General features: G+C 59.7%; 23 protein-coding genes. 7 read left to right on the forward strand and 16 right to left on the reverse strand.

The features are described 5' to 3' along the window. Nucleotides 1-234: 234 nt before the first annotated feature. Nucleotides 235-804 (reverse strand): GNAT family N-acetyltransferase, encoded by a 570-nt coding sequence (locus ACIK7D_RS10515; protein WP_400156249.1) that lies wholly within the window; start codon nucleotides 802-804, stop codon nucleotides 235-237. A 295-nt stretch (nucleotides 805-1,099) separates the two neighbouring features. On the opposite strand from ACIK7D_RS10515, the gene ACIK7D_RS10520 reads away from it, so the two are divergent. Next, nucleotides 1,100-2,092 (forward strand): glutathione S-transferase family protein, encoded by a 993-nt coding sequence (locus tag ACIK7D_RS10520; RefSeq protein ID WP_262533464.1) that lies wholly within the window; start codon nucleotides 1,100-1,102, stop codon nucleotides 2,090-2,092. 16 nt (nucleotides 2,093-2,108) lie between these two features. Here ACIK7D_RS10520 and ACIK7D_RS10525 read toward each other — a convergent pair whose 3' ends face one another. After that, nucleotides 2,109-2,600: an NUDIX domain-containing protein gene (locus ACIK7D_RS10525; protein ID WP_137003857.1), complete on the reverse strand. Its 492-nt coding sequence runs from the start codon at nucleotides 2,598-2,600 to the stop codon at nucleotides 2,109-2,111. Nucleotides 2,601-2,666: 66 nt separating this feature from the next. On the opposite strand from ACIK7D_RS10525, the gene ACIK7D_RS10530 reads away from it, so the two are divergent. Further along, nucleotides 2,667-3,617 carry a metallophosphoesterase family protein gene (locus ACIK7D_RS10530; RefSeq protein WP_400156250.1) on the forward strand — a complete coding sequence of 317 codons (951 nt, stop codon included), beginning with the start codon at nucleotides 2,667-2,669 and terminating at the stop codon, nucleotides 3,615-3,617. Nucleotides 3,618-3,817: 200 nt separating this feature from the next. On the opposite strand, the gene leuA is transcribed toward ACIK7D_RS10530, so the two are convergent. The 4 genes from leuA to ACIK7D_RS10550 all read right to left on the reverse strand — a co-directional run bounded on the left by leuA (nucleotide 3,818) and on the right by ACIK7D_RS10550 (nucleotide 7,551). Continuing rightward, a complete protein-coding gene (leuA, locus tag ACIK7D_RS10535; RefSeq protein ID WP_127757781.1) occupies nucleotides 3,818-5,527 on the reverse strand; it encodes a 2-isopropylmalate synthase in 1,710 nt (569 codons plus the stop codon). 318 nt (nucleotides 5,528-5,845) lie between these two features. Beyond that, nucleotides 5,846-6,088, reverse strand: a complete 243-nt coding sequence (gene brnA / locus ACIK7D_RS10540; RefSeq protein WP_170985846.1) for a type II toxin-antitoxin system BrnA family antitoxin — start codon at nucleotides 6,086-6,088, stop codon at nucleotides 5,846-5,848. Next, complete coding sequence (locus ACIK7D_RS10545; protein WP_137003859.1) at nucleotides 6,069-6,338, reverse strand: BrnT family toxin; 270 nt, start codon at nucleotides 6,336-6,338, stop codon at nucleotides 6,069-6,071. Before ACIK7D_RS10545 ends, brnA begins: the two co-directional genes overlap by 20 nt. A 34-nt stretch (nucleotides 6,339-6,372) precedes the next feature. Next, nucleotides 6,373-7,551 carry a benzoate/H(+) symporter BenE family transporter gene (locus tag ACIK7D_RS10550; protein WP_400156251.1) on the reverse strand — a complete coding sequence of 393 codons (1,179 nt, stop codon included), beginning with the start codon at nucleotides 7,549-7,551 and terminating at the stop codon, nucleotides 6,373-6,375. Between the two features lie 276 nt (nucleotides 7,552-7,827). Between ACIK7D_RS10550 and ACIK7D_RS10555 the strand changes: the two genes are divergently transcribed. Further along, on the forward strand, nucleotides 7,828-8,910 hold the full coding sequence (locus ACIK7D_RS10555) for an esterase-like activity of phytase family protein (protein WP_400156252.1): 1,083 nt from the start codon (nucleotides 7,828-7,830) through the stop codon (nucleotides 8,908-8,910). 63 nt (nucleotides 8,911-8,973) lie between these two features. Here ACIK7D_RS10555 and ACIK7D_RS10560 read toward each other — a convergent pair whose 3' ends face one another. Beyond that, nucleotides 8,974-9,618 (reverse strand): NrsF family protein, encoded by a 645-nt coding sequence (locus tag ACIK7D_RS10560; protein ID WP_400156253.1) that lies wholly within the window; start codon nucleotides 9,616-9,618, stop codon nucleotides 8,974-8,976. After that, nucleotides 9,615-10,163 (reverse strand): sigma-70 family RNA polymerase sigma factor, encoded by a 549-nt coding sequence (locus tag ACIK7D_RS10565; RefSeq protein WP_080816204.1) that lies wholly within the window; start codon nucleotides 10,161-10,163, stop codon nucleotides 9,615-9,617. The genes ACIK7D_RS10560 and ACIK7D_RS10565 overlap by 4 nt, the downstream gene beginning before the upstream one ends. A gap of 185 nt (nucleotides 10,164-10,348) precedes the next feature. On the opposite strand from ACIK7D_RS10565, the gene ACIK7D_RS10570 reads away from it, so the two are divergent. Continuing rightward, nucleotides 10,349-10,618 (forward strand): pentapeptide MXKDX repeat protein, encoded by a 270-nt coding sequence (locus ACIK7D_RS10570; protein WP_137003863.1) that lies wholly within the window; start codon nucleotides 10,349-10,351, stop codon nucleotides 10,616-10,618. Between the two features lie 72 nt (nucleotides 10,619-10,690). Here ACIK7D_RS10570 and ACIK7D_RS10575 read toward each other — a convergent pair whose 3' ends face one another. Further along, complete coding sequence (locus tag ACIK7D_RS10575) at nucleotides 10,691-11,272, reverse strand: ATP-dependent Clp protease proteolytic subunit (protein ID WP_003523060.1); 582 nt, start codon at nucleotides 11,270-11,272, stop codon at nucleotides 10,691-10,693. A gap of 236 nt (nucleotides 11,273-11,508) precedes the next feature. Here ACIK7D_RS10575 and ACIK7D_RS10580 point away from each other — a divergent pair, with 236 nt between their 5' ends. Together ACIK7D_RS10580 and ACIK7D_RS10585 are read left to right on the forward strand one after the other, a co-directional pair. Next, nucleotides 11,509-12,099, forward strand: coding sequence for a HupE/UreJ family protein (locus ACIK7D_RS10580; protein ID WP_142779573.1), 591 nt, complete (start codon nucleotides 11,509-11,511; stop codon nucleotides 12,097-12,099). A 100-nt stretch (nucleotides 12,100-12,199) separates the two neighbouring features. Next, nucleotides 12,200-12,952 (forward strand): DUF2076 domain-containing protein, encoded by a 753-nt coding sequence (locus tag ACIK7D_RS10585; RefSeq protein ID WP_400156254.1) that lies wholly within the window; start codon nucleotides 12,200-12,202, stop codon nucleotides 12,950-12,952. A gap of 25 nt (nucleotides 12,953-12,977) precedes the next feature. On the opposite strand, the gene queF is transcribed toward ACIK7D_RS10585, so the two are convergent. The 4 genes from queF to ACIK7D_RS10605 all read right to left on the reverse strand — a co-directional run bounded on the left by queF (nucleotide 12,978) and on the right by ACIK7D_RS10605 (nucleotide 16,093). Then, the gene (gene queF, locus ACIK7D_RS10590) at nucleotides 12,978-13,442 is read right to left on the reverse strand and encodes a preQ(1) synthase (protein WP_080816191.1); all 465 of its coding nucleotides are present in this window, start codon (nucleotides 13,440-13,442) and stop codon (nucleotides 12,978-12,980) included. A gap of 16 nt (nucleotides 13,443-13,458) precedes the next feature. Beyond that, nucleotides 13,459-14,361 carry a cation diffusion facilitator family transporter gene (locus tag ACIK7D_RS10595; protein WP_400156255.1) on the reverse strand — a complete coding sequence of 301 codons (903 nt, stop codon included), beginning with the start codon at nucleotides 14,359-14,361 and terminating at the stop codon, nucleotides 13,459-13,461. Between the two features lie 155 nt (nucleotides 14,362-14,516). After that, nucleotides 14,517-14,918: a glyoxalase superfamily protein gene (locus tag ACIK7D_RS10600; protein ID WP_269313920.1), complete on the reverse strand. Its 402-nt coding sequence runs from the start codon at nucleotides 14,916-14,918 to the stop codon at nucleotides 14,517-14,519. Nucleotides 14,919-14,986: 68 nt separating this feature from the next. Next, nucleotides 14,987-16,093 carry a branched-chain amino acid ABC transporter substrate-binding protein gene (locus tag ACIK7D_RS10605; protein WP_080816186.1) on the reverse strand — a complete coding sequence of 369 codons (1,107 nt, stop codon included), beginning with the start codon at nucleotides 16,091-16,093 and terminating at the stop codon, nucleotides 14,987-14,989. A 285-nt stretch (nucleotides 16,094-16,378) separates the two neighbouring features. Between ACIK7D_RS10605 and ACIK7D_RS10610 the strand changes: the two genes are divergently transcribed. Then, nucleotides 16,379-17,554, forward strand: coding sequence for a DUF3095 domain-containing protein (locus ACIK7D_RS10610; protein WP_400156256.1), 1,176 nt, complete (start codon nucleotides 16,379-16,381; stop codon nucleotides 17,552-17,554). 131 nt (nucleotides 17,555-17,685) lie between these two features. Here ACIK7D_RS10610 and ACIK7D_RS10615 read toward each other — a convergent pair whose 3' ends face one another. The 3 genes from ACIK7D_RS10615 to choW all read right to left on the reverse strand — a co-directional run bounded on the left by ACIK7D_RS10615 (nucleotide 17,686) and on the right by choW (nucleotide 20,441). After that, nucleotides 17,686-18,006 carry a helix-turn-helix transcriptional regulator gene (locus ACIK7D_RS10615; protein WP_003524068.1) on the reverse strand — a complete coding sequence of 107 codons (321 nt, stop codon included), beginning with the start codon at nucleotides 18,004-18,006 and terminating at the stop codon, nucleotides 17,686-17,688. 540 nt (nucleotides 18,007-18,546) lie between these two features. Beyond that, entirely contained in the window at nucleotides 18,547-19,593 is a 1,047-nt protein-coding gene (gene choV / locus ACIK7D_RS10620; RefSeq protein WP_080816180.1) for a choline ABC transporter ATP-binding protein, read from the reverse strand. Next, nucleotides 19,590-20,441: a choline ABC transporter permease subunit gene (gene choW, locus ACIK7D_RS10625; protein WP_059754593.1), complete on the reverse strand. Its 852-nt coding sequence runs from the start codon at nucleotides 20,439-20,441 to the stop codon at nucleotides 19,590-19,592. Before choW ends, choV begins: the two co-directional genes overlap by 4 nt. Nucleotides 20,442-20,674: the final 233 nt, after the last annotated feature.

Raw genomic sequence — 20,674 nt, forward strand, 5'->3', positions numbered from 1 at the left:
TCGGAAGAAGATTTTACCACACAAAAAGATGTGCACGGCAGTCTCGATGTTTGCCACAGCGCGCAACACCCCTTCCGTCATGCCGGACTTGATCCGGCATCCAGTCACGGCGCGTCTGCGCCGTGAGAAGAGTCCTTTCAGCCCGAAGACTTGGGCTGGTGGATTCCGGCTCATGGCCGGAATGACGGGGTTTTATGTCGCGCTAAAAAGCACGAAGCCCCTTCGGATACTCCCTCAGCCGTAAACCCTGAGCGGCTCCTCAAAACCCTCATCTTCCCCCGCAGCAACCGGCATCACGGCCTCGCATTTGCGCCAGCCGATCTTGCCCTTCAGCCGCTGGTGCACGTCATCGCCAATCGGCACGACGAGCACCCGGTTCGGGTCGACCGGACCCGGAAAATCGAGCGCCGCATAAGCGACCTTCTCGAAACCGAGCGGCATGTAATAGGGCGGATCGCCGATGAGGATCACGGCTTCGGAGCCCTTCCGCCGGGCGGCGGCAATGGCGATCCGGACGAGTTCCCGGCCGATGCCCTTGTTCTTGTGCGAGGGCCGCACCGCAAGGGGCCCGAGCATATGGCCGTTCACCCCGCCCGCCAGAACCGGCGTCATGCGCACAGAAGCAATGGTTTCGCCATCATCGGCGCAGACGAAGGACAGCGACCGGTCATGCGGCCCCTGCTCACGGATGCGCGCTGCGGCACGGGTATGCCGGCCAGGACCGAATGCTTCTTCGTTGATGATGTCGATGATGGCGTCGTGCGACGCGTCCTCGGTGAGGTAGACAAGATCGTGCTTGGACATGAAGAGACCGAAACTTCCAGAATGCGGATGCGACAATAGGTGACGGCTGCGCCGGTAAGGGCGTTCAGGAGCGTCAGCGTCGTCGGAGCATCCGTGGTTCGATCATAGTCAGCAATTTCCTCAGATTTGTGAAAATTGCAGTTATCAGGAAAATTCCGACCCGTCCAGAACAAATCTCTGCGCTATCCCATTCAGTTCCCACAGGACCGGAAACGCATTGTTCAACGCCTTGCGGGTTCGCGGGAGAGTGCAGAACGGTTAGGATCGCTCAAAAGGAACAATCAAGGAGATCGTCATGGGCATGCTGGTGGAAGGCGTATGGAAAGACGTCTGGTATGACACCAAGGAAACCAAGGGGCACTTCAAGCGCAGCGCCTCGCAATTCCGCAACTGGGTTACAGCGGATGGCGCACCCGGCCCTTCTGGAGAAGGCGGCTTCGAGGCGGAGAAGGACCGTTACCATCTCTACGTCTCCTTCGCCTGCCCCTGGGCGCACCGCACCCTGATTTTCCGGAAGCTGAAAAAGCTGGAAGACCTGATTTCCGTTTCCGTCGTCGATCCGCTGATGCTGGAAAACGGCTGGGAATTCAAGCCTGAGGGAGAGCGCACGCCGGGCGCGACCGAGGATCACCTCTTCGGCTCCTCCACACTCTGGCAGGTCTATACCAAAGCAGACCCCAAATATTCCGGGCGCGTCACCGTGCCGGTGCTCTGGGATAAAAAGCGCGGCACCATCGTCTCCAACGAATCGGCGGAAATCATCCGCATGTTCAATTCCGCCTTCAACGATCTCACCGGCTCGCAGGCAGATTATTATCCCGAAGCGCTGCGCGCCGAGATCGATGCGCTGAACGACGTCATCTACGACACCGTCAATAACGGCGTCTACAAGGCCGGCTTCGCCACCACGCAGGACGCCTATCAGCAGAATGCCGTGAAGGTGTTCGAAACGCTCGACATGCTGGAAGACCGCCTGAAGGACCGGCGCTTCCTGTTCGGCGCGCAACAGACGGAAGCGGACTGGCGCCTGTTCACGACGATGGTGCGGTTCGACCCCGTCTATGTCGGCCATTTCAAATGCAATATCCGCCGCATCCACGACTATCCGCACCTGACGGGTTATTTGCGCGATCTTTACCAGACGCCGGGCGTGCCAGAGACGGTCGATATGCGCCACATCAAGGAACATTATTACCGCAGCCACCGCACCATCAACCCGACCGGCATCGTGCCCGTCGGCCCGGAACTGGACCTGACCATGGCCCATGGCCGCGAGGCGCTCTCCTGACGGAGAGCCGCCGCCGTTACCAGTGGTCAGCGATCGCCGCTTCGCCGGCAAGTTCGGCAAGGCGGCGGCGGGTTGCGGCCGTCACCCCTTGGGGCAACTCCGACAGGTCGAAAAAGCCGCTTTCGGCAATTTCATGATCCGGTTTCTTCAGCTCGGTCTGGGTGACCTCCAGCCGATAGAGCGCCACATGATCGCGATTGCTGCCTTCCAGATTGAGATAGACATGGAAAAGCTCCGGCCTGGAGGCAGCCTCGAGATTGCCCTCCTCGCGGATTTCCTTGTGCAGCGCCACGAGCAGGGTTTCGCCGCGCTCCACCCCACCACCCGGCAGATACCAGCCCGGCAGATAAGTGTGCCGCACCAGAAAAATCCTGCCCTTTTCATCGAAACAGGCCGCACGCACACCAAGGGTTGCGCCGCGCGTGAACAGAAAAACGAAATGCAGAAAACGGATGAAGACACGCATATGGAACGGGCGGGCCTGCCGCCCGGTTGTCTCGTCATTCACCCTGGTTTCTCCCCGCCTGCCGGCTTTTATTGGACGCGCGGCATATCATAGGTTATCTCTGCCGCCATGTTCAAACTTGCGCATATTTCAGACGTCCATTTAGGGCCACTGCCAAAACTCACTTTCCGCGAACTTGCATCCAAGCGTATCACCGGTTTTGTCAACTGGCACCGCAACCGTCGCAAGCATCTCTTCACCGATACGCTGGAAAAGCTGCTCGACGATCTGGAGACAAAGTCTCCGGATCATCTGGCTATTACCGGCGATCTCGTCAATCTTGCGACAGGCATTGAAATCCGCGCCGCCGCCGACTGGCTGGAGGAAGTGGGCGATCCCGAAAGAACCTCTGTCGTTCCCGGCAATCACGACGCCTATGTTTCCGGTGCGCACGACAAGGCCATGCAGGCCTGGTATCCCTATGTTCGCGGCGATGGCGACCCGCCGGAATGGGACGACGACCGTAAAATCTTTCCCTATATGCGCGTGCGCGGCCCGGTCGCACTGATCGGCTGCTCCACCTCGATTGCGACGCCACCCTTTTCGGCAACCGGCTATTTCGGCAACCGGCAGGCCCGCGCCACGGCGGAGCTTTTGAAAAAAGCCGGTGAACAGGGGCTATTCCGCGTGGTGATGATCCATCACCCGCCGATCCGCGGCGCCTCCCCCACCCACAAGCGCATGATCGGCATCCGCCGTTTCGCCGCGGCGCTCGGTGTCGGCGGCGCGGAACTCGTGCTGCATGGTCATACCCATCTCAACACGGTCTACTGGCTGAATACGCATCACGGGGAAGACCACATCCCGGTCGTCGGCATCGCCTCGGCCAGCCAGGGGCCGGGTGGGGAAAAACCGCGCGCGGCCTATAATCTCTTCCACATTTCCGGTGGTCCCGGCACCTGGAACGTTACCTGCGAACGGCACAGCCTTGATGAGACGGGGACGGGCGTGGCGCTGGAGGATGTGCGGGTGTTTTATGACAACGGGCGTCCGTTGGGGTTTTCTCGGCTGGGGGGATAGAGAGCTGGAGGGTGGGGTTACCCCCCTCTGCCCTGCCGGGCATCTCCCCCTCAAGGGGGGAGATCGGCTAGAGGCTCTACCGCCGCTTCATTCTCAAGATTCGAGATGGGCGAAACTTTCCCGCAGATCGATCTCCCCCCTTGAGGGGGAGATGTCCGGCAGGACAGAGGGGGGTGCCCTGTCTTACCCTCAAGGCCCACTCACCTTGCCCGCTCTTCCAGCACCCGATTGGCCGCCGAAACAATCGCCTCCAGCGAAGCCGCCACAATATTCGTGTTGACCCCCGCCCCGAACAGCTTCCCGCCCGGATGCTCCATCTCGACATAGGCAATAGCCGAAGCATTCGAGCCATGCTGCAGCGAATGCTCCGAATAATCATTCACTGACAGGTCAATTCCGAGATAGACCGAGAGCGCATTGATGAACCCGTCGATCGGACCCGTTCCCTTGCCCTCGATGCGCTTCACCTCACCATTGTCGGTGATCTCGGCGGCAACGATGCGCACGCCCTTGAAATCGCCAGCCGGATAGGTGTGGTGATCGACGAATTTGATGCGCGCATTCGGCTGCGTCACGTAACGCTCGATGAAGCGCTCATAAATGCGCCTGGCCGGCAGTTCCACACCCTCTTCATCGGTGATGCGCTGGATATCCTCGCGAAACTCCACCTGCAGGTTGCGCGGCAGGTTGATGCCGTAATCCTGCTGGAGAATATAGGCGATGCCGCCCTTGCCCGACTGCGAGTTGATGCGGATGATCGCCTCATAGGAGCGGCCGACATCCTTCGGGTCGATCGGCAGATAGGGCACTTCCCAGACGGGATGGTTGGCGACCTTGATCGCCTTCATGCCCTTGTTGATCGCATCCTGGTGCGAGCCGGAGAAGGCAGTGTAAACCAGTTCGCCCACATAAGGATGACGCTCGGGGATCGTCATCTCGTTGGAATATTCGTAGACGTCCTTAATGCGCTCGATATCGCGGCAATCCAGTTGCGGGTCCACACCCTGCGTATACATGTTCAGCGCCAGCGTCACGACGTCGACATTGCCGGTGCGTTCGCCATTGCCGAACAGCGTGCCTTCGACGCGGTCCGCGCCGGCCATCAGGCCCAGCTCGGTCGCGGCAATGCCCGTCCCGCGGTCATTATGCGGGTGCAGCGAGATGATGACGTTTTCGCGATTGTCGATATTGCGGCACATCCATTCGATCTGGTCGGCATAGATGTTTGGCGTCGCCATTTCCACCGTCGAAGGCAGGTTCAGGATCAGCTTGTTGTCGGCCGTCGGCTTCACAACCTCGACCACGGCGTTGCAGATTTCCAGCGCCACTTCCAGCTCGGTGCCGGTAAAGCTCTCCGGCGAATATTCGAAACGGTAACCGCCGCCGGCCTTGGCCGCCATGTCGGTGATCATCTTGGCCGCATCGACGGCGATCTGCTTGATGCCGTGCACATCCTTGCCGAACACCACGCGACGCTGCAGTTCCGAAGTGGAATTGTAGAAGTGGATGATCGGCTTGTTGGCGCCTTCCAGCGCCTCGAAGGTGCGGGTGATCAGCTCGGGGCGGCACTGTACCAGCACCTGCAGGGAGACATCGTCAGGCACATTGCCTTCTTCCACGCACCAGCGGGCGAAATCGAAATCCGTCTGCGAAGCGGAAGGGAAACCGATCTCGATTTCCTTGAAACCCATTTCGAGCAGCAGCTTGAACATGCGGGCCTTGCGGTCGTGGCCCATGGGGTTGACCAGTGACTGGTTGCCGTCGCGCAGGTCCACCGAACACCAGATCGGCGCCTTGTCGATGGTCTTGCCCGGCCAGGTGCGGTCAGGGATGTTGATGGTCGGGTAAGGGCGATACTTCACGCTCGCGTCAGCCATGCCCTTGGAAATATTGGTGATCTTGCCGTCCATTTCGCTTCCTCCTTGCGCAGTCCGCGGGCGTCTTTCGCCATCGGCGGATGCGCGGCCCTTCAGGGCCTAAATCCAGTATAAAATGAGATTTCGAGATGAGGAGCGTTTGCACCAGCGGGCTTTCGGCCGCCGGGCGCTCCTCACTGGACCCGGCAACCGCGTGTAAGGTCGAGGCTAAGAAGCGAGAGTGCACCGCACGGCGAGGCCTTCGCAGAAATCTGCGCGCTCATGCCGGAAATGGTTGCGATGCGGTTGCTCATGGCGACGTGTATAAACAGCGACTGGCGGTCTGACAAGTGATGTTGTGCCGTGCGCCGGTTATTTTCCCTGCCTGCCGCTCTCCAGCCTTTCGGCAATCCATTCGGCCATCAGGGATTGTCGTGTCCTGCCAAGGCGCACCGCTTCCGCATCCACTTTCCGCAAAAGCTTTTCAGGCAGATCGATATCGACATGCACCATTTCCAGTCCAGGACGGCTTGCCTTGGACCAGTCGAGATAGTCGTCGATATCTTCACCATCGTCGAATTTCCTGTCAAATTCTTCAGCGCTGATCGTCTTCATAACGCTGCCTTTCCTTGTCTCTGGAACGCCTGACGGAGATGATGCGCAACCGGTCATTTCTGTAAGTATAAATGGCGCTCCAGCACTTTCCGCGTAACTGGGCGACCATAATATACCGCTCTTCCGACGTGGTTTCGAGAGGAACGACGAGTCTTTTCTCGTCCAGCCAAAGCGCTCTTGCCTCAACGAAATCTATTCCGTGTTTGTCTTTGTTACTTTCACTTTTGGCAGGATCGAATTCGAAATCCATAAATAATATTTCTTTAAAACAATAAGCTCCCTATCTAACCACGCTTCACCACCCGCTGCAACGCCATCATCAGCCCGCCGCCGATCAGGCCCCAGAAGGCCCCGGAAACGCCGCCGAAGGAAAGGCCGGAAGCCGTGATGAGGAAAGTGATGGCCGCCGCCTCGCGGGTTTCCGGCTCCCTGAAGGCTGCGACTGCGGAGCCGGAAAAGGCGCCAACCAGTGCCAGCCCCGCCACCGCCTGAATGAGAATGGGCGGCGCCAGCGCCACGAAGGCGGTGACCACGCCCGCCAAAAGACCGAAAATAATATAGCCGACACCGCCGATGATCGCCGCCCAGTAACGCCGCTTTGGATCAGGATGGGCGTCCTCGCCTGCGCACATGGCCGCCGTAATCGCCGCAAGATTGACCGCATGGCCGCCAAAGGGGGCGGAAAGCAGCGAGAAAAAGCCGGTCGAGGCGAAAAGTGGTCCGGGCTGCGGATTGTAATGATTGACCTTCAGCACCGCGATACCGGGAATATTCTGAGAGGCCATGGTGACGATGAAGAGCGGCAGCGCGATGGAAACAACCGCGTGGAGACTGAAGACGGGCGTCACCCACTCCATCGGCGGCGTCAGCGATTGCGCCACGCTATCAAGTGCACCCGCCGGAATTTCGACGCCGAAAATCATCACCAGCACGAAGGCGGCAAGGGCCGCCGGTACGGCGAACAGCCGTTTAAAGGCTCCCACCACGATCCAGGCGAGGATGATTGGCAATCCGAGCGCCGGGTTGAAGCCGATCGCCTTGATCGGCGCAAAACACAGGCCGATGATGACGCCGGAGAGCATGGCATTGGCAAGCGGCGCGGGAATGGAGGCGACCGCCTTTCCAAGCGGCCTGAACAGGCCTGCGATGATGATCAGGATGGCGCAAATGATGAACCCGCCGACAGCCGCCGGAAAACCGCCCTCAATGACGCCGGTGGTTGCAAGCAGTGCTGCACCCGGTGTCGACCATGCGATGCTGATGGGCAGCCGGGTGGCGGCGGAGAGAATAATGGCGCAAAGCCCCATCGCCACCGAAAGCGCCATCAGCCCCGACGCCGCCTCGAAATCCGTCGCACCGACAGCTTTCAGGCCCTGAAGCACGACGGCGAAGGAGCTGGCGAAACCGACAAAGGCGGTGAGGCAGCCCATGAACAGGCTCTGGACGGAAAAATCTTTCAGCATGAAGCACTCTGCGGCCTGCGGCCTGTCGCAAACAACCGCAGCGGTCCGCATTGGCGACAGGCAGAAACAAAACTGAGGCGTGACGCGCGAATCCGGGGATGGCGACACGCTTTGGATGAAGCGTGATTATATTCAGGATCAAAAAAGACGCCGCTTGGCAAGATGAGCCGCCAGACTTCAGGTACGGCAGCATGGAAAACGTCATCAAAGTTTAGCGGCACGGCGCTAATCCTCCCTGCATCGCAACCGGTCATCCGCCACAAGAGGGACCCCGCCATGCTCCGCATCGTCACCATCGTCGCCTGCTGTTTTGCGGCTCTGCCCGCCGCGGCCCAGACCCCGCCGCCGCCGGCCTTTCTCGGCCAGATCGTCGTTCCATCGGGCCTCTCACTCGAGGGCGTCACCTTCGGCGGCATTTCCGATCTCGCCTTTGACAGCGAAACCGGACGTTATCTCGCAATTTCCGACGACCGCGTGGAAAAAGGTCCGGCCCGTTATTACGAACTGGAGCTGGCCGTGACAGAAGGCGCCGCCACGCTCAACATCGCCGCCACGCGCGAATTGAAGGACGAGACCGGCGCTGCTTTTGCGCCGAAGGGCATCGATGCGGAAGGCATCGCGCTCGACCGCAAGGGCGGCAAGCTCTACTGGTCCTCCGAACGCGATCTGAAGAACCAGCCGGCGCTTTACGTCTCGGACCTCGACGGCAGCGATGTGAAGCGGCTGGAACTGCCAAACGCCTATCTCGTCGATGACGCCAAGACCAGGGGCGTTCAGAACAACCTCGGGTTCGAAGGCCTGACGCTGATGCCCGGCCGGCTGATCGCCGCCACCGAAAATGCGCTCACCCAGGACGGCCCCAAGGCAACGCCGCAGGCGGGCAGCCCGGCCCGTATCCTCGTCATCGACACGGCGACGCTGAAGCCGGTTGCCGAGCATGTCTATGTCACCGAGCCAATCTCGAAGACCCCGACCGCCGCCGAGCCGAAATATAACGACAACGGCCTTTCCGCCATCGCGGCCCTGCCGGATGGCCGTTTCGTCGCTGTCGAGCGCAATTTCGCCTCCGGTGTCGGCAATCACATCCGCTTCTTCATCGCCGACATGTCCCGCGCCGACAATATTCTCGGCAAGGACAAGATCGATCCCGCATCCGTCGCCGCCGTATCCAAATCGGCCTGGTTCGAAATCAACGAAGGCGATTTTGGCCTCGATATCGACAATATCGAAAGCTTCGCCTTCGGCCCGGTGGTGGATGGCAAGCAGCTCTTCGTCATCGCCTCCGACGACAATTTCAACACGGGCAAGCAGTTCACCCAGTTTGCGGCATTCGCAATTCCCGCCAATCTGGGTCAGTGAAATCCGCAAGAAGCAGAATGCCGGCTCTGGACCATGTCCGGGCCGGCATCGGCAAACTTGCCTTCACCAGCGGAGCAGACGGGAACCGGCAAAAGCGCCGATGATGCCGGTCAACAGGATGCCCAGAGAATACCAGATCAGCACGAAAGCCATGCCGTTTTCGGTGCAGAACCACGAATAGACCCACGCCCCGGCCGCACCCGCAGCGATGCCCGCGGCAAAACCCGCAAGCGTGGGATCAGCGGGAGCCGAACGCTTGAGAGCTGCGAAATTCGCGATAAACAGCGGCAGTGCGAAAGCAACGATCAAAAACGGGCAATGCAGCGCCGACGATCCGAGAATGAGGGTCCTGTAGGTGCCTGGCACGGCAAATCCAAGCTGGACGAGCGCGATGACCGCCATGGCGACAAAGATCAGCGCAAGCCACACAAACAGGCAGCCCCTCTCGCCTTCCGGCCGGGCAAGACGCATGACGGCGAAAAATGCAGCCACGGCCAGCAGGGCATTATAGGCGGATTTGACCCAGAAACCCGGTTCGGTCATGGCGTCATTCATATCGCTGCGAAGCCCCAGAATGACGACCATCAGCAGCAGCGAAACGCCGAGCGCGGGCAAGGCGGCGAACGCCAGCCTCCGCTCCAGCGCAAAAGCCGGTACGGGTTTCAGATCGCCCGCCAGTTGATCGATGATGTCTTCCGTCTTCCTCACGTGTCCCCCCGCAACTTTGCCGCCAGGACTTTCAGCGTTCTGTGAATACCGACCCTCGCCGCAAGCTCGGTCTGGCCGGATTTTTGCGCCGCTTCGGCAATTGAGTGACCTTCGAGCTTCACCCTTCGAATGAGATCCCGTTGCCGTTCCGGCAACTCGTCGAGCAGCCGCTCCACATCCATGCGGGCCGTGACCGCATCGACGGAGGGTTCCGCCTCCAGCGTTTCATCGAGTTCCACTTCCGCCAGCAGGCGCGTACCCCGGCCCCGATAGTGATCGATGAGCTTGTAGCGCGCTATCGAAAAGAACCAGGCCGTGAAGGGTCGCGCACGGTCATAGGTCTCCCGCTTGGCGTGAAGCGACAACAGGGTTTCCTGCACAAGATCTTCGACATCGCCTCTGCCCGCAGCAGCCATGCGCCGGCCGTAATAGGCGATCAGCAGCCGTCTCAGGGCATGAAGCAAATGCCTGTAGGCGCCTTCGTCCCCATCGAGGGAACGCAGCATCAGCATTTTCAGTGTTTCTTCCGAAGGGCTGCCAGTCATCGTCACTATCGGGTTATTCGCAATCGGCAGGATATTGTTACATAGTGGCTTTAAAAAAATCTCGCCCGAACTTGTCGTCACAAGCGCGTGAAGATGTAACGGTCGGCCTTTCCCGGTCGAATGGACAATCGTGAGCCCCGGCACGATGCCGGCGGACATTCAACGACGTCCAGAGGAGACCCTTCATGACCCGCATTTTCACCGCCATTGCCGCCGCTTCCCTTCTGTCCGCTCTTTCCTTCGCGGGCATCGCCCATGCCGACAGCATGAAAACCGATACGATGAAGAAGGATACCATGCATAACGACACCATGAAGACGGAGACGATGAAAAAGGACGGCATGTCCATGGCCGGCAAGAAGGCCAGCAAGAAGGATTGCATGGACAAGGCCGGCATGGAAATGGACAAGATGAAAAAGGCCGACATGATGAAGGCCTGCGACATGATGAAATAACACCGGCCTGAAAGGAAAAAGCCCGCACCGGTTTTCACCGATACGGGCTTTCTCGACTGAAAAATCGAAAACTCAGAGTTCCGACTGGCTTTCGACGATCTTGCCGACGAGGCCGTAGTCCTTGGCCTCTTCCGCACCGAGCCAGTAATCGCGGTCGATATCCTTGGCGATCTTTTCTTCGCTCTGGCCGGTGGCCTTGGAGAAGATCTTGATCAGGCGCTGGTTCATCTTGATGATTTCGCGGGCCTGGATTTCGATGTCGGACGCCATGCCGCGCGTACCGCCGGAGGGTTGGTGCAGCAGGAAGCGGGTGTTCGGCAGGCAGAGGCGACGTTCCTTCGGCACCGAAACGTAAATCAGCGCGCCGGCGGAAGCGACCCAGCCCGTGCCGATGATATAGACCTTCGGCTTGATGAACTTGATCATGTCATGGATGGAATCACCCGATTCGACATGGCCGCCCGGCGAATTGACGTAAACGCGAATGTCGTCGTCGCTTGCGGCGGCAAGAGCCACGAGCTGCGTGCAGACCTTCTGCGCCAGTTCCTGCGTGATGCCACCATAGATGAAGATCGAACGCGACTTGAAAAGATTCGCTTCCGTTTCCTTGCCGATCGGCAGTTCCTTGCTCTTGTCGTCTTCGTCTTCGTTCATCAACGGCTCTCTCCAGCAAAATTCGTGCATGCCCTTCGGACATAGTGCGACTTGTTACGTAAGGCAATGAGAGAAAAAGGCAAGGTTTGCCCGCCAACAATAAACAGCACCCCCGGCAGATGACGCATGGACAGCCTGTCGGCCTTCGCGATATCGTTGACGCCTCATTGCAGCGCCGCCTGCCGCGGAAAGCCCCAAGATTCCGTTGCGGACGGCCATAATTTCAAGAGGGAACCATGCTGAAAAGACTAAGCCTCACTGCCGCCGCACTGGGCGTTACCGCCCTGCCCGCTTTCGCCCATTTGAACCCGGAAGAACACGGCTCCTTCATGGCCGGTGTCTCCCACCCCTTCTTTGGTGCGGACCACATTCTGGCGATGGTGGCCGTCGGCATCTGGGCCTCGCAGATCGCCGTGGCGCAGGGCGACCGCAAGGCGTTGTGGATCGTGCCTTCCGCCTTCGTCGGCACGATGGCCGCCGGCTTCCTGATGGCGGTTTACGGCATCGGGCTTCCCTTCGTCGAACCGGCCATTCTCGCCTCCGTCATCGGTCTCGGCCTGCTCGTTGCCATGGCGGCAAGGCTTCCCACGGCAGCGGCGGCGGCCGTTGTTGGCGCTTTCGCGCTTTTCCATGGCCATGCCCATGGCGGTGAACTCGGCAGCGCCGGCGCGCTTCAATTCGGCATCGGCTTCATGATCGCCACCGCCATCCTGCATGCGGCCGGCATCGCGCTCGGCCTCGGCATTGCCCGTTTCGGTTCCGCAGCCAGCCGCACCGTCGGCGCCTTGACGGCGATTGCGGGTCTCTCGCTCGCCTTCGGCGGCTGAGGATCATTACCGAAATTTAAAATTCGGGCCGCTTTGAAAAGCCAGAATTGTGGCCTACCTCCTTATCGTGGATTTTCGCTTCACGGTAAGGAGGCATCATATGTCACCGGAAGAAAGCCAGCTTCTCAAGGCCCTGTTCGACAGGACCAGAACCGCATCCGCCACCCCGCGTGACCGCGAGGCGGAAACATTGATCGCAGACGCCGTGCGCGATCAGCCCGCAGCCCCCTATTATCTCGCCCAGGCGGTCATCGTTCAGGAAAAAGGGCTGGAAGCGGCGGCAGCCCATATCAAGCAGCTCGAAGACCGTATCCATGCGCTGGAAAGCGCCAACCCGGCCCCTCAAGCTGCCGCGCAGGGCGGATTTCTCAGTTCCATCTTCGGCACCGGCCAGCCGCAGCCGCCGGCACCCACGCCCGCCCCTGCCCAGGCTGCCCCGCAAGCCTCATGGCGCAACGATACCGCTGGCCAGACGGCCGGTCCCTGGGGATCGCCAGCCGGCCAGCAACCCGGCGGCCCGTGGAGCCAGCAGTCCGCCGCGGTCGGGCGTGCAGGCGGTGGCTTCCTTCAGGGTGCGCTTGGCACCGCCGCCGGTGTCGCCGGCGGCATGCTGCTCGCCAATTCGCTGAGCGGCATTTTCGGCAGCCACATGTCGTCGCTCGGCCTTGGCTCGCCCTTCGGCGGCGGCAATGCTGGCGGCAACGCGCCAGTCGAGGAAACCGTCATCAATAATTATTACGGCGACAGCGCCAGCCCGCAGAACAACGACGATGACGATATCCAGCAGGCCGACTACGACGACAGCGCCGACGACGCGGATGTCGATTCAGGCGACGACGGTTCGTTCGCCTGAACCTTTAGTCCCGTAAGAAGCCGGATCAGCCGCGACCGCGATAGGTGGGAACGCCCTGATCCGGCAGCCACACGCCTTCGGGGGCCGGTCCGGTCTGCCAGAACACGTCGATCGGAATGCCGCCGCGCGGATACCAGTAAGCGCCGATGCGCAGCCATTTCGGCTGCAGCAGCTCCACCAGCCGCCTGGCGATATAGACCGAGCAATCCTCATGGAATGCACCGTGATTACGGAAGGACTGCAAAAACAGCTTCAGCGACTTGGATTCCACCAGGAAATCCCCCGGAATATAGTCGATGACGATATGGGCGAAATCCGGCTGGCCGGTCATCGGGCAAAGCGAGGTGAATTCGGGCGCGGTAAAGCGCACCACGTAATCGGTGCCGGCATTGCCGTTCGGCACTTTTTCGAGAACGGCCTTTTCCGGGCTCTCTGGCGTATCGACCTTCGTGCCCAGCTGCGACAGGCCGGAAACATCCGTCACGGACATGGAAAACTCCTGTTTTTCAAACAATCACTTTGACGCCATGCGCCTTTTCGCCTTCCGGCTCGACGTGAATGGCAAGGCTGGCGCCCGGTATGACGTCCCTTATGGCATCTTCAAGGCGGTCGCAAATATCATGCGCCTCACGCACTGTCATGACAGCTGGAACAACGACGTGAAAATCGATGAAGGCGGCCGAGCCGGCGCGGCGTGTCCTCAGCTCGTGGACGCCGATCACACCGCCGGAATGTTCGGCGATGGCCTTCTTGATCGCCTCGTCCTCTTCCGGTTCCACGGCCCGGTCCATCAGCCCGCCAAGCGAATGCAGAATGACCTTGGATCCCTGGAACAGGATGTTGATGGCGACCAGAATGGCGAGCAGCGGGTCGAGAATGGCATAACCCGTCAGAAGCGCCAGAACGAGGCCGACGAGAACGCCTGCCGAGGTCACGACGTCGGACATAATGTGATGGCCGTCGGCGGCCAGCGCCGGTGAGGCGTGTCTTTTGCCGACACGGATCAGGATCGTCGCCCAGACGGCGTTGATGACGCCCGCCGCCGCATTGATGGCAAGACCAAGGGCCGGCGCTTCCGGCAGCCTCGGGTTGAAAAGACCGCCCCAGGCCTCCTGCACGATCAGGAGCGCGGCAACGACGATCAGCACACCCTCCACGACGGCGGAAATATATTCCGCCTTGTGGTGGCCGAACTGGTGGTCGTCATCGGCGGGTTTCTGCGCGTAACGAATGACGAAATAAGCAATGAAGGCCGCAACCACGTTGACGGTCGATTCCAGACCGTCCGATAAAAGCGCGACCGAACCGGTGACCCACCAGGCCACGAGTTTGAGACCCAGTACGCCGAACGAAAGCGGGATGCTCCAGAATGCGAGCTTCCGGACCAAAGCGTTGCCTTCACTGTTCATTTTTGCCCCCGTGCGGATGCGAACGAATTGCATGACCAATTGCCAAAACGCACGAACCGCGCGCACGGGGTCTCCGTGCGCGCGGTTCGCTGTTTGCGCGTTCTATCGTTCAAACGGAGAACAAGGTCAAGGGCCTTGCGCTCACGCGTAAAACATCACTCTTCGCTTTTCTGCTCGCAGAAACGAATGCGGTTGCCGAACGGATCGGTCACTTCCATCACATCGCCCCATGGCAGTTCTTCAACGCCCGGCTTCATGAAGCGATAGTCTTTCGCCGCCAGTTCCTGTTGATAGGCGTGAACGCCATGCATGGTGGCGAAGATGTTGGAGCCCGGCGTCGCATCTCCGTGATGGCCGCTGAGGTGAAGCCCCATCCCGGCCCGTGAAACCTGCATGTAAAGCGGGAAATTATCGCCGAAGCGATGTTCCCAGTCGACCTCGAAACCGAGAAAATCGACATAGAACTCCCGCGCCTTGGCCTCGTCGAAGATTCTGACGATCGGGAATATCCGCCCGAAGCCGATGTCTCCAACAGTCTGTTTCCCGGCATCTTCCATGCTGCCCCAACCCCTTTTCCGGCCGTAAAACGATACCGGCCGCACAAGGTGCGGCCGGTAGGATCAGCTTATTCGGCTGCGACGATCTTGCCGTCCTGCCACTTGAACAGCGAGAAGGCCTGCGAGGTCAGGTCGCCGTTTTCGCCGTAGGTCACCTTACCGATTGCGGTCGGGAAAGCGTCACCGCTTTTCAGGGCCGTGGCGACGGCTTCGGAATCCTTGGCGCTTCCGGCCTTCTCGATGCCGGCCTTCAGCACTTCGACGGCAGCGTAAGCGTTGAGCGTGAAGGCTTCCGCCGGAATGTTGGCGGCCTTCAGCGCTTCGGCAGCGGCCTTGGAATCGTCGTTCTTCAGCGCGTCCGAAGCGTTGGTGAAGATCGTGCCTTCGCCAGCCTGCGAACCGATGTTCCAGAACTCGCTGTTCGACAGGCCGTCACCGCCGATGACGGCAGCCTTGGAGCCGATATCCTTCAGCTGGCGCACCAGAAGACCCGCTTCCGGATGGTAACCGCCGAAATAGACGATGTCGGCATTGTCGGACTTCAGACGGGCCGTCAGCGCGCCGAGATCCTTTTCGCCGGGCGTCAGTGCATCGTAGAGAACTTCGGTAACGCCACCGGCATTCAGCGTGGTCTTGAAGGCGTCCGCCAGACCTTTGCCGTAAGCGCCCTTGTCGTGAATGATGGCGATCTTCTTGTCCTTGAGATTGGCGAGAACATATTTCGCCGCAACCTCGGCCTGCTGGTCGTCACGACCGCAGGTGCGGAAAACGTTGGAAAGGCCACGGTTGGTCAGGCCCGGCGCGGTCGCCGTCGGCGTCACCATCAGCACGCCGTTTTCGGCAAAGACATCCGATGCCGGAATGGCGACGCCGGACGTCACCGGACCGACGACGAAGTGGATGCCTTCGGCAACCAGCTGGTTGGCCGCGGAAACGCCCTGCTTCGGCTCGCCGCCGTCATCGGCAAGCTTCAGCACGACCTGTTCGCCGAGAATGCCGCCCTTCTTGTTGATTTCATTGACTGCCGTCTGGGCGCCGTTCTTCACCTGGTCGCCATAGGCGGCGACAGGACCGGTGAGTGGCGCAATCAGGCCGATGACGATTTCGGCATGAGCAAGGGGTGCGAATGCGAAGGACGCTGCAAGCGTCACGCTGGTCAATGTCTTCAGTTTCATCCTGGTGTCTCCTTAAAGGGGGTCGCGGGACCCGGTGAGCGCCATGGGCGCCGACCGAATGAAACTATCGGACGCCTCCCGGCGAAAACTCGTTCCATTTTTGAATTCCGAGCCTTCCACTCAACTCATACGGAAGGTTTGATGATTTATGCAAGTCACTTTGCTGGATTAGCTCTATTAGCGGTAAATCAATCGCCGGATCGGCCATGATTGCGCCGTCTGAACGGACGGCATCGACCTTCCGTAAACGCTTGGCGTTTGGCCGCCGCTGGAGGATAATACGCCATGATCGCAGCAGATGAAGAATTTCTGACGGGCCTGCCCGTCTTCCGGCATTTTGAGGACGTGGCCGACCCGGCGCTTTATCGCGCCCTGCCGCCGGGGTGGGGGCTGGCCATCGCCGATATCATTGATTCTACCTCGGCAATCGGCACCGGCCGCTACAAGGCCGTCAACATGGCGGGTGCGGCGGTCATATCGGGCGTATCGAACAGTCTCGGGCGTCACGATCTGCCCTTCGTTTTCGGCGGCGATGGCGCCGCTGTCGCGGTGCCGCCCCACGGGCTCTCTGTCGCACGCACCGCGCTTTCGAATGTGCAGCGCTGGGTGAAGGACGATCTCGATCTTGCCATGCGCGTGGCGCTGGTTCCCGTCGAGGATATTCGTGAAAATGGCTTCGATATTCGTGTCGCGCGCTTTCAGGCGAGCGAGGATGTTTCCTACGCCATGTTTTCGGGCGGCGGCAACAGCTGGGCGGAAGCGCGGATGAAGGAGGGGCAATATGCCCTGCCCGCAGCCGAAACGGGCGAGCGCCCCGATCTCACCGGTCTTTCATGCCGCTGGAACCCCATTCCAGCCACCCATGGCAAGGTGGTGTCGATCATCGCCGTGCCGGGGCCGTCGCGGGACATGCCGGCATTTCGCCAACTGGTCGTCGATCTTGTCGATCTGGCTGAACAGGACGCAAGACACGGCCACCCCGTGCCGGAGGATGGGCCGAAACTCGGTTTCGTGCGCGAAGGGCTAGGCCTCGAAGCCCGCGCCGGCGCTGCCTATCACGATGTCTGGGGCAAGATGCGCCGCTCGTTTCGCATTCTCGGCGAGTCCCTGCTCGTCAATCTTTTGAGCGTGACTGGGCTCTCGTTCGGACCGTTCAATGCGATACGCTACCGGCGTTCGGTCGCGAGCAACACCGATTTCAGGAAATTCGATGACGGCCTGAAGATGACGGTGGATATCGACGCCGCACGGCTCGAAAAAATCCGCGCGCGGCTGGAGCAGGGCCGCCTCTCGGGAAGCTGTTATTACGGCCTGCACGAACAGGATGCCGCATTGATGACCTGTATCGTTCCGTCTCCGCTTTCGAGAGACCACATGCATTTCGTGGATGGCGCCGACGGCGGATATGCAGCTGCGGCAAGCCGTCTCAAGCAGCAGATACAGGTTGCCGCACCGGCCTGAAAACCGCGCCAATACACAGCCCCCGATCCCTATGCCGGATGCAACGCAGCGAAGGTGGCTGAAAAGAAAAACCGGCGTCGTGCGCCGGTTTCAATCGAGTGGTGCTGCCGGGCCTTAACAGGGCCGTGGGATCACGCAGCGGTCTTGCTGCTCTTCTGCGCCTGGCAGTAAATTTCCTCGAGGGAGGCGAGGATCTTTTTCACGGATTCGGAATTGCTGGAATAGTAGATGGTCTGCGCATCCCGTCGTGTCTTCACCAGCCGCTGGGCACGCAATTTCGAAAGATGCTGCGAGAGAGCGGACTGGCTGAGACCAACCTGTGAAGCGAGAACACCGACCGGCACTTCCGTATCCACCAGCGTGCACAAGATCATCAGGCGCTTGGGATTCGCCATGGCTGAGAGCAAGTCTGCAGCGGCGATGCTATGTTCCGACAGAGATTGGTTATCCATACGCTCAAGTCTCCTGATGACAGTCGAAAAAGACGGTCATGGTGGCTATTATAGGTGTTCCAAAAGGTGTTTTTATAATTCAGTCGATACGTTGTATATACCTAAATCTTGCTTATATCGTGTCCCTTTCAAAGACTATTCTTCACCGGTTATTTACTTAAAATATTGTGACCAAATTATCAGCTTTTTGCCTGTTTTTTGTCAATTTCATGATAAACACATGTATTAGCAGCAGTATTTATAAGCAATAAACGATCAAAAGTTGAGCGCCTCAATCTTAACACCCGATGCCGGATTTTGGGGTGACAATCTATTACCACCTTAAATTTAGCAGCGAGCTAAAGAATCTAGATTAACTTTGCGCAATTTTCTCTAAGTTTGCAATATGATTTTTATTAGTAATTATTTTCATGCATAACTTGTGATATCAAAAATATTCTTTGCTACCGTGGGAAGGTATAACTTGCGCCGCGAAGATCTTCTGGAAACAGAAAAAGGGCCCTCCATGGAAGGCCCTTTCTTTTTCAGACAGGCGAATCACTATTTTTTGCGGTGACGTGTCAGCCCCGCCACGACTTCATCGGCGGAAATCGTGCCGACGATCGCACCATTGTCGACGACGCCGATCGCGCCCGAATGTTTTGACAGCGCATCGAGAATATCGATCAGCGGCGATGACGGACGGGCGGTGGCGGCGACCGTCATCTGGCCGTTGCGTTCGTCCACCCCACGCTTCATCACATCGGCGGCGGTCAGCATGGAGATCGGGTTCATGTTCTGCACGAAATCCGCGACATAGGGCGTGGCCGGCTGCTTGACGATCTGCTGCGGCGTCCCGCACTGGATGATGCGTCCGCCCTCCATCATGGCGATCCGGTTGCCGATGCGGAAGGCCTCGTCCAGATCGTGGCTGACGAAGAGGATAGTTTTCTTCAGCCGGCTCTGGAACTCCAGAAGCTCGTCCTGCAGGCGGCTTCTGATGAGAGGATCGAGCGCCGAGAACGGCTCGTCCATCAACAGGATCGGCGCTCCGGTGGCAAAGGCCCTCGCCAGCCCCACACGCTGCTGCATGCCGCCGGAAAGCTCTCCCACCTTGCGGTCGGCCCAGGCGGAGAGATTGACCAGTTCCAGCTGCTCGGCCACCATGCGCTTGCGCTCGGCTTCCGGCACGCCGGAAAGCTCAAGCCCGAAGCCGACATTGTCGGCCACATTGCGCCAGGGCAGAAGGCCGAATTGCTGGAAGACCATGGAGACCGTGTGCATGCGCAGATCGCGCAGCGCTTTCGCCGTCGAGCGATAGGGATCGACATAGCCGGTTTTGGTCTTCACGCCGACATTGCCGCGCACCACGGGCGCAAGCCCGTTGACGGCCCTGAGCAGGGTCGACTTGCCCGAACCGGAAAGCCCCATGAGCACGAGTATCTCGCCCTCGCTGACCGAGAGCGAGGCATTGGCGACGCCGAGAACCAGTCCGGTTTCGGCATTGATCTCGTCACGCGTGCTGCCCCTGTCGATCAGCGGCAGCGCCGCATCGGGCCGGTCGCCGAAGACGATATCGACATTTCCGAAGATGATGGCGTCACTCATAGATCATCCTCCGCGCCGGGAAGGCGGAAAAGCCGGTCGAGAACGATCGCCAGTATGACGATGCACAGTCCCGCTTCGAAGCCCATGGCTATATTGACGGTGTTCAGGGCGCGCACCACGGGTACGCCGAGACCATTGGCGCCGACGAGGGCGGAAATGACCACCATCGACAGCGACAGCATGATCGTCTGGGTAAGGCCGGCCATGATCTGAGGCGCGGCGAAGGGAAGCTCCACCTTGCGTAATACTTGCGAAGGCGTGGCGCCAAACGCGACGGCCGCCTCCACCAGCGCCGGCGGCGTCGAAACGATGCCGAGGCGCGTGAGCCGCACGGGAGCCGGAATGGCGAAGATGACGGTGGCGATGAGCCCCGGAACCATGCCGAGACCGAACAGCACCAGCGCCGGGATGAGATAAACGAAGGTGGGGATGGTCTGCATCAGGTCCAGCACCGGGCGCATGCCGGCATAGATCCATTTGCGCCGCGCCGCCAATATGCCGAGCGGTATGCCGATGATCATGCACACGGCGCTGGCGGCGATGACGAGCGCCAGCGTTTCCGTCGTCGCCTTCCAGTAGCCCAGATTGATGATGAGCAGCAGGCCGAGCGCCGTGAAGACCGGCATGCCGACGGAGCGGCGCGTCCAGGCGGAAAGCGCCGTCAGGATCGCCACGATGATGAGCGGATGCGGCGCCTGCAGCACGTAAAGCAGGGCGTTGATGACGCTTTGGAAAATGAAGGAAAGCCAATCGAAGAAAAAAGCGAGATTGCCGGTCAGCCAGTCAATGGCCTCCTTGGCATATCGGCCGACGGGCAGGCGGTTTTCAGGAGCGCTGAGCCATTCCACGGTAAGAAAAGACCTTTCGTGAACTAAAACAATTCCGGCAAAAGTGCAGAGCGGTTTTGCGTCCGGAATTGCGCAGACAACAAAGAAATAGAGCATCGTCATCCCGTTTCACCGGGATTGCTCCAATGCAGAAATGACGGCCGGCAGCGGAACTGCCGGACGCGGTGCTGGCGCATGACCTTCAATGTCTGAAAATTCACAGGCAAGGTCATGCATGGGCATCGTTATTTCCC

The sequence above is a fragment of the Agrobacterium sp. P15N1-A genome (assembly GCF_044626815.1).
GTDB classification, from domain to species: domain Bacteria; phylum Pseudomonadota; class Alphaproteobacteria; order Rhizobiales; family Rhizobiaceae; genus Agrobacterium; species Agrobacterium leguminum.